The organism is Geofilum rhodophaeum (assembly GCF_002210225.1).
Taxonomy (GTDB): Bacteria; Bacteroidota; Bacteroidia; order Bacteroidales; family Marinilabiliaceae; genus Geofilum; species Geofilum rhodophaeum.
Map to the genome: position 1 here is coordinate 110685 of NZ_MWUJ01000012.1, position 6586 is coordinate 117270.

At 46.4% G+C, this 6586-nt stretch carries 6 protein-coding genes; 2 read left to right on the forward strand and 4 right to left on the reverse strand.

The features are described 5' to 3' along the window. Positions 1-20: 20 nt before the first annotated feature. From fusA to rpsL, 3 genes are all read right to left on the reverse strand, one after another. On the reverse strand, positions 21-2129 hold the full coding sequence (gene fusA / locus B4W65_RS11925; protein ID WP_088655391.1) for an elongation factor G: 2109 nt from the start codon (positions 2127-2129) through the stop codon (positions 21-23). A gap of 21 nt (positions 2130-2150) precedes the next feature. After that, positions 2151-2627: a 30S ribosomal protein S7 gene (rpsG, locus tag B4W65_RS11930; protein WP_088655392.1), complete on the reverse strand. Its 477-nt coding sequence runs from the start codon at positions 2625-2627 to the stop codon at positions 2151-2153. 121 nt (positions 2628-2748) lie between these two features. Beyond that, a complete protein-coding gene (gene rpsL, locus B4W65_RS11935; RefSeq protein WP_088655393.1) occupies positions 2749-3138 on the reverse strand; it encodes a 30S ribosomal protein S12 in 390 nt (129 codons plus the stop codon). Positions 3139-3462: 324 nt separating this feature from the next. Between rpsL and fabD the strand changes: the two genes are divergently transcribed. Beyond that, on the forward strand, positions 3463-4356 hold the full coding sequence (fabD, locus tag B4W65_RS11940; RefSeq protein ID WP_088655400.1) for an ACP S-malonyltransferase: 894 nt from the start codon (positions 3463-3465) through the stop codon (positions 4354-4356). Between the two features lie 40 nt (positions 4357-4396). Here fabD and ilvA read toward each other — a convergent pair whose 3' ends face one another. After that, positions 4397-5638 (reverse strand): threonine ammonia-lyase IlvA, encoded by a 1242-nt coding sequence (gene ilvA, locus B4W65_RS11945; protein ID WP_088655394.1) that lies wholly within the window; start codon positions 5636-5638, stop codon positions 4397-4399. 281 nt (positions 5639-5919) lie between these two features. On the opposite strand from ilvA, the gene B4W65_RS11955 reads away from it, so the two are divergent. Further along, positions 5920-6432, forward strand: a complete 513-nt coding sequence (locus B4W65_RS11955; protein ID WP_088655396.1) for a hypothetical protein — start codon at positions 5920-5922, stop codon at positions 6430-6432. Positions 6433-6586: the final 154 nt, after the last annotated feature.

The window sequence follows — 6586 nt, forward strand, 5'->3', positions numbered from 1 at the left end:
CTATTTATGCGAACGAGTTCTTACAATAATTCGACTTTACCTTTGGCTTCTTTAACCACTTCCACTGCGATGGATTTAGACACCTCTTCGTAGTGAGAAAACTCCATGGATGAAGTGGCACGACCCGATGAAATGGTACGCAAGGCAGTAACATATCCAAACATCTCAGCCAAAGGCACACGGGCTTTAACCACGCGGGCACCAGCTTTGGATTCCATACCCTCGACCTGACCACGACGCTTGTTGAAGTCACCAATAATGTCACCCATATACTCTTCGGGAGTTACTACTTCCACCTTCATAATGGGCTCAAGCAATACCGGCTTGGCTTTGGCACAAGCCGCCTTGAAGGCCTGACGAGCAGCAATTTCAAAAGAAAGCTGATCGGAGTCAACCGGGTGGAAAGATCCATCCAGAAGTTCCACTTTCAGGTTTTCAACGGTAAATCCAGCCAAAACACCATTCTGCATAGCGTTCTTGAAACCTTTTTCTACAGAAGGGATGTATTCCTTAGGCACATTACCACCCTTAACCAGGTCAACAAACTGCAAGCCCGTCTTTCCTTCGTCGATGGGACCAACTTTTACAATGATGTCGGCAAACTTACCACGACCACCGGTCTGCTTCTTAAACACTTCACGGTGTTCTACAGTAGCGCCAATGGCTTCCTTGTAATTTACCTGAGGACGTCCCTGGTTACACTCTACTTTGAACTCGCGCTTCAAACGATCGATAATAACCTCCAGGTGCAACTCACCCATACCGCTGATTACTGTCTGACCAGTCTCTTCATCGGTCTGAACACGGAAGGTGGGATCTTCCTCAGCCAACTTGGCCAAACCAGTACCCAGCTTGTCGATGTCCTTCTGACTCTTGGGCTCCACAGATACACCAATCACGGGATCGGGGAATTCCATAGATTCCAAAGCGATGGGATGCTTCTCGTCGCACAAGGTATCTCCGGTACGCACGTCTTTGAAACCAACACCGGCACAAATATCTCCGGCAGAAATGCTGTCAATAGGCATCTGCTTGTTTGATTTCATCCGGTAAAGGCGAGAAATACGTTCTTTTTTACCACTGCGGGTATTCAGAACATAGGAACCTGCATCGAGCGTTCCGGCATATACACGAATAAAAGCCAATCGACCCACAAAAGGATCGGTGGCGATTTTAAAAGCCAAGGCAGTGAACGGAGCTTCGGGCACCTGCTTACGACTCTCTTCCTCCTCGGTATTGGGATTCACCCCAACAACATCTGCAATATCGGTGGGAGCTGGCAAATAACGTACAATACCATCGATCAAACGCTGAACACCCTTGTTCTTGAAAGAAGCGCCACACATCATAGGTACAATTTTCATATCGATGGCAGCCTGACGGATGACATTGATCAGCTGATCACCGGTAATGGAATCGGGATCCTCAAAGAATTTCTCCATCAACTCATCGTCGTACTCGGCTACTGCCTCTACAAGCTTTCCACGCCACTCAGCGACTTCGTCAGCCATATCGGCGGGCACATCTTCTACTTCATAGCGCTGGCCCAATGTATCGTCATCGTACCATACAATCGCTTTGTTCTCAATCAGGTCAACAACTCCTTTGAAAGTCTCTTCCGCTCCGATTGGAATCTGAATGGGCACCGGATTGGCTCCCAAAACTTCACGAACCTGGCGTACCACCTCATAGAAGTTGGCACCGGAACGGTCCATTTTGTTCACAAATCCAATACGCGGTACGTGGTATTTGTTGGCCTGACGCCAAACAGTCTCCGACTGAGGTTCTACACCTCCTACTGCACAAAACAAGGCCACAGCACCATCCAAAACCCGCAGCGAACGCTCCACCTCAACGGTAAAGTCAACGTGACCTGGGGTGTCAATAATGTTGATCTTATATTCCTCGTCTCTGTACATCCATTGGGTACTGATGGCTGCAGAAGTGATGGTAATACCACGCTCCTGCTCCTGTTCCATCCAGTCCATAGTTGCCGAACCATCGTGGGTTTCGCCAATCTTATGGGTAATACCGGTGAAAAACAGGATACGCTCGGTAGTAGTCGTCTTACCGGCGTCAATGTGAGCCATAATCCCAATATTCCTTGTATATTTTAAGTCTTTTGCCATTAGTTTACTAAAATCAAAGGATTAAAATCTAAAGTGGGCAAACGCACGGTTGGCTTCCGCCATTCTATGCATGTCTTCTTTCTTCTTGTAGGCGCCGCCCTCCTGGTTGTATGCAGCAACAATTTCAGCAGCCAACTTGTCGGCCATGGATTTACCGCTCCGCTTACGTGCAAAAAGAATCAAGTTCTTCATACTGTAAGAAACTTTACGCTCAGCGCGGATTTCGGTAGGTACCTGGAAGGTAGCACCACCTACACGGCGGCTTTTCACCTCTACGTTGGGAGTAACGTTTTCCAGGGCTTTTTTCCAGATTTCGAGTACAGACTTGCCTTCTTTCTCGGCTTTGTCCTTAATCTGATCGAGTGCAGAATAGAAAATGCTGTAGGAAATAGACTTCTTTCCATCCAACATCAGGTTATTCACAAACTGGGTAACCAAAGTGTCGTTAAACTTTGGATCGGGTAGAATCACCCTCTTTTTTGGTTTACTCTTTCTCATTTCTTCTTTTGTTTATCAGTTTTTCAAAATTTACTGGCTGTATTTTTGACTCTTCAACGGTCCTTTGACCATTTACTCAACCTAAACACGAACCAATAAACAAAAACTCCGGTCAAAAAAATTACTTCTTAGCTTTCGCTGCTTTCGGACGCTTGGTTCCATACTTTGAACGACGCTGTGTACGACCCTCAACACCAGAGGCATCCAAGGCGCCACGAACAAGGTGATAACGAACACCTGGCAAGTCTTTAACCCTACCGCCGCGCACCAAAACAATGGAGTGCTCCTGCAAGTTGTGACCTTCCCCGGGAATGTAGGCGTTCACCTCTTTTCCATTGGTCAGACGTACCCTGGCTACCTTACGCATAGCTGAGTTCGGCTTCTTAGGAGTAGTGGTGTACACACGCACACAAACCCCGCGACGTTGCGGACATGAATCCAACGCAGGCGATTTACTCTTGTCCACCAGCGTAGTGCGTCCTTTTCTTACTAATTGCTGAATTGTTGGCATATAAACTTTGATTTTAACTATAAAACACTCTCAACAAACGGGTTGCAAAGATATTCTTTTTTGCATAAAAAACCCATTGATTTTCAAACAATCTGGCACCTTGGCACAAAAAGCGCTGCAAAAGTAGCAAAAAGGAACAGAATATGAAACAGTTAAAACTCTTTTTCTAGTTAAATTATCCTTCACCAGCATTTTAGCTACCCGGGCATATCTGCATGGAATATTCCTCGAGCAAAAAGACCGAGAATGAAAATAGAGCCATTTTTCTTCCACCAAGCAGACTTATGTTTTATCTTTGTACTCTTTAAAAAAACATTCAATACCATGACTAAAGCTTATGTATTTCCCGGACAAGGGGCACAATTTGTTGGAATGGGCAAGGACCTTTACGAGCAGTCGGCCCTGGCCAAAGAACTGTTTGAACAGGCCAACGACATCCTGGGATTTCGGATTACCGACCTCATGTTTGAAGGAACAGACGAAGATCTGCGTCAAACCAAAGTAACCCAGCCTGCCATCTTTCTTCATTCCGTAATATTGGCCAAAACGCTGGGCGAAAGCTTCCAGCCGAATATGACAGCAGGGCATTCCCTGGGGGAGTTTTCTGCGCTGGTTACTGCGGGGGCCTTATCTTTTGAGGACGGTCTTAAGTTGGTTGCTCAGCGCGCCATGGCTATGCAAAAGGCCTGCGAACTGGAGCCCTCTACCATGGCCGCGATTGTTGGTCTCGACGACAAAACGGTAGAAGACGCTTGTACCGCCATCGATGCCGTTGTAGTACCGGCCAACTACAACTGTCCGGGACAATTGGTCATTTCAGGTTCGTTTGAAGGCATAGACAAGGCTTGTGAAAAACTGACCGAACTGGGTGCCAAGCGTGCATTAAAGCTCTCAGTGGGCGGAGCCTTTCATTCTCCTTTAATGGAACCTGCACGCGCAGAGCTGGCCGCAGCCATCGAAAACACCCAAATCAATGCACCAATTTGTCCGGTATATCAAAACGTGAGCGCACAGCCATTTACCGCCCCCACGCTCATTAAGAAAAACCTGATTGACCAACTAACTGCACCGGTAAAATGGACGCAAACCGTTCAGAACATGCTTAAAGACGGAGCAGCTCATTTCACTGAAATCGGACCTGGCAAAGTACTAACCGGTCTCATCAAAAAGATTGACCGAGCTACAGCGTGCGAAAACATCAGTTCCTTTCAAGGCTGATAAAACCAAATTAAAAAGCTGTCCTTGCGGACAGCTTTTTTTATATCAACAAATGAAACAAATCCGGCGAATCATTGACCGACCTATAATTAAAGCCATGCTCCGTCATTCTTTGAACCATCGCATCCCGGTCGGCCAGGCTCTTGGTTTCAATCCCCACTAAAGCCGGACCCGTATCGCGACTGTTTTTCTTAGTATACTCAAAGTGGGTAATGTCGTCATCGGGGCCCAGGATCTCATTGACAAACTCTTTTAATGCACCGGACCGCTGGGGAAAGCGCACTATAAAATAATGCTTTAGGCCCTCATACAGCAGGGAGCGCTCCTTTATTTCTTCGGTACGAGTAATGTCGTTATTGCCCCCACTTACGATACAAACCACCGTCTTACCCTTGATCTTATCCGCCATAAAATCAAGCGCTGCAATGCTCAACGCTCCTGCGGGCTCAACGACAATAGCTTCTTCATTGTACAACTGCAGAATGGAGGTACACACCTTTCCTTCGGGCACCAGCAACAAGCCATCGAGCACCTCCCTGGCTATTTCAAAATTGAGTTCGCCAACCGTAGCAACAGCGGCGCCATCAACAAACTTCTCAAAACCATTGAGCACAATTCGACTTCCGGCATCAAGCGAATTTTTCATAGCGGGTGCCCCTTCGGGCTCCACGCCAATAATACGGGTGGCAGGACTCTTAACCCGTAACCACGAACCCAGTCCACTCACCAAGCCCCCTCCGCCAATGGGCGCCATCACATAGTCAATAGGAAAATCAGCCTGCTCCAGCAATTCCAATCCTATCGTCCCCTGTCCCGCCATCACCAACTTGTCGTCAAAAGGATGAATAAAAACAGAAGCATGCGCTTTACAATCGGCCATGGCAGCCTCATAAGCATGGTCATAAGTATCGCCTGTCAAAACAATTTCAATAAAATCCCTTCCAAACATCCGAACCTGTTTAATCTTTTGCTTGGGCGTAGTTGAAGGCATAAAAATGCGCCCCTTTAAACCCAAATGACGACAGGATAAGGCAACGCCCTGAGCATGATTACCCGCACTGGCACACACCACTCCTTTTTCCCGCTCCTCCATTGTCAACGATGCAATCTTGTTAAAAGCACCCCTGATCTTATAAGAGCGCACAGTTTGTAAATCTTCCCGCTTAAGATAAACACTTGCACCATAACGCTCAGATAAAATCTGATCCTTCATTAAAGGCGTTTTTTGCACAACCTGCTTGATACGCTGAGCAGCCTCTTCGATACTCTTAATCGTTATCATAGAATACAAATAAAAACAACAGCAAGTCTAAAACGTTGATTTTCAAACCACTAAACCGCACACAACTTGCCGAAACAATTAAAAAACCAGAATCAAAACAAAAACCGTAAGCATCATGTTCGAAAACGAACACCAGGCATACGAAAACGAACAATACACCAAGGCAAACAAAAACCACAACCACCTCTTTTTAAGCATATTAAAACATTTGGCACAGCTATTGATAAACCATAAGCACAAGAGTAAAACAATAAATAAAAAACAATTCAAAATCCATAGCCATGAAAACAAACAACAACATCATTACCGGAATCGCAGTAAGCTTTATGCTCCTAATTGGTACAATTTCAGCCAGTGCCACCTCCGCACCTGAAAGTCTCACAGGCAACTCGCAAACCCTCCTCGGGCAATACCAAATCACAGAACTGGAACCCGAGACTGTAAACAACGAAACCATGCGTAAGTTTCAGCTTGACTACGAAAACGGCGTTGCACCAGTAACCATTTACCTCAGTGAGCGCAGAAATTGCCGTGAATATATCGTTCGCAGCAAGGTAATGGAAGTTCAGTACGTATGCAACAAAAAAGGCTTCGGAGCTGCTCCTGTAAGCAGCAGAAACAGCCTCTACCCGGAACAAACCAACAAAATGTTCCTGTCCTCAGAAGCCCTTAGCTACCAGGAAAAAATCACAGAAGGAGAAGTCGACCTCCAGAAAGCATTAGGTCTGATCGCCTGCTACTATCCTTCCTTGTTGAAAAACATTCAAAATCTTGCAAAGATTACCCAAAATTAAAATAGGACAATTAATAAAGGGGGAAAAGCTCCCAAGGCAAGGCCTTGGGAGCTTTTTTTATTTCTTGGCCGACACGCAGGGCACCCAGGGTTGAAACCCTGGTACCCCAGGCTATGTTCCTTTTTATCCGATGACCTGCGGCCGGCGCGCAAGG

What these genes read in the sequence shown, in the direction of transcription:
- rpsG (WP_088655392.1), bottom strand. Translation starts at nt 2,627, where the DNA reads ATGAGAAAGAGTAAACCAAAAAAGAGGGTGATTCTACCCGATCCAAAG.
- fabD (WP_088655400.1), top strand. Translation starts at nt 3,463, where the DNA reads ATGACTAAAGCTTATGTATTTCCCGGACAAGGGGCACAATTTGTTGGA.
- B4W65_RS11955 (WP_088655396.1), top strand. Translation starts at nt 5,920, where the DNA reads ATGAAAACAAACAACAACATCATTACCGGAATCGCAGTAAGCTTTATG.
- ilvA (WP_088655394.1), bottom strand. Translation starts at nt 5,638, where the DNA reads ATGATAACGATTAAGAGTATCGAAGAGGCTGCTCAGCGTATCAAGCAG.
- fusA (WP_088655391.1), bottom strand. Translation starts at nt 2,129, where the DNA reads ATGGCAAAAGACTTAAAATATACAAGGAATATTGGGATTATGGCTCAC.
- rpsL (WP_088655393.1), bottom strand. Translation starts at nt 3,138, where the DNA reads ATGCCAACAATTCAGCAATTAGTAAGAAAAGGACGCACTACGCTGGTG.